A 1593-nucleotide genomic window follows, 5' to 3' on the forward strand; every position below is an offset into this window, starting at 1 on the left:
TTTTAAAGATTTTGATAATTATACTTTTGATCAGCAACTAGAGTATAGTAATAGATTATTAGGAGAAGCTAAAAATTCAATAACTGACGCATATAGAGTTTTAGAAATTGGAGATGTAAGTAAAATTTCAAATGATTCTCAAAGAATTAGAACAATAATGAGTGCAGCTAACTCGGCAGAAGGGCAAAAAGCAGTATTACAAGCTACCTCTCAATTTGCAGGAATGCAAATTGAAATATTAGGAGAGCAAAGAACATTAATGGCTGAAGGATTAAAAGCTCAAAATGCTGTAATGTTGAAACAAATTCAAGAAGAAGCAATTGAAAACTCAAATATCCAATCGATGAGAGGTATAAGTCCTGAATTAAAAGGAAATCAAAGACCTGTAAATTCATTGAAGTTAAAAGAAAATAGTGGGTGGTAATTAATGTTATTAAATGATGTTTTGGAAATCTTTTTATCACATTTAAGAAATATACCTTTGAATTTAACTAATGCTTCATTAGCATTACTATGTACTTTAACAGTTATAGATATTGCAAATATGGTTTTCAGATTAGAAGAAACAGATTGGTTAAAGTGGTTGCTTGGAAAAGTAATGAAAGTGGGATTACTTTTATTTTTAATAAAAAAATATACGTATATTTTAGGAGCAATAAAAGATGGATTTATAAAAATTGGGAATTTAGCTCTTGGCAAAAATTTGAGTTCAAGTGAATTAATGTATTACCCAAGTAAAATTATAGATATGTCTTGGAATTTAACTTCTCAAATGTGGGAATTAGTTGGTGTAAATCCTAAATCGTGGATCTTTTTAATAATAATGTTTTTGACAATTTTAGGATTTGCGTTTATAGCATTTCAAGTAATTATAACATGGATAGAATTTTATTTGTTATGTGGAATAAGTATTATTTTTATTCCATTTGGAACAATTAAAGTAGGAGAGAACTACTATACAAATGTATTAAAAACAATAGTTGGATGTTCTATAAAGTTATGTATTTTAAATATATTGCTTTTATTATCTGAAGATATTTTAAATAAATTAGTTTTAATTAATTCAAAAGTTCATTCAAGTATAACATTAATGTGTGTTGTTTTAATCTTAGCATATTTAATAATGTCAATTCCTAATCTAGCTACATCTTTATTAACAGGAAGTCCAACACTTTCAGCTAATGACGCACTAAGGGCTGGAGCAGCAGGATTAACAACAGCAATAGCAGGATTAACAATGGCAACTAATACTTTAGGAAAAGGAGTTTCAACAGCAGGGACAGTAGCAAGAGGTGGAGGACAAATTGCTTCAGGTACTCTTGATGGAATAAAAGGAGGAGCAGATTTAGGAGGAATGGCAGGTGGTCTTGCAGGAAGTGTTTTCGGACCAACAGGAGAGGCTATTGGGTCTAGTTTAGGAAAAGTTGCAGGTGGTGTTGCAGGTGGAATGGCAGGTGGAATGTATAGTGCAGGAAAATTAGGAGTAGATAATCTATCTCAAAAAATGGGATATGGTAATTTATCTTCTAAAGGAACTGGTAATAGCAAAGGAACAGGAGCGACACCAGGAAACAGTAGTCAAGAAACTGGTAA

At 30.8% G+C, this 1593-nt stretch carries 1 protein-coding gene and 1 pseudogene; both read left to right on the forward strand.

Annotated elements, in window-relative coordinates; genetic code table 11:
* A pseudogene (locus tag L988_RS13885) lies at positions 1 to 424 on the forward strand (hypothetical protein); the annotation flags it as partial.
* 3 nt (positions 425 to 427) lie between these two features.
* Positions 428 to 1593 (forward strand): type IV secretion system protein (locus L988_RS11915; RefSeq protein WP_047384551.1); only part of this gene is annotated, 1166 nt, incomplete at its 3' end.

It is taken from the genome of Cetobacterium sp. ZWU0022, assembly GCF_000800875.1.
In the GTDB taxonomy this organism is placed as follows: domain Bacteria; phylum Fusobacteriota; class Fusobacteriia; order Fusobacteriales; family Fusobacteriaceae; genus Cetobacterium_A.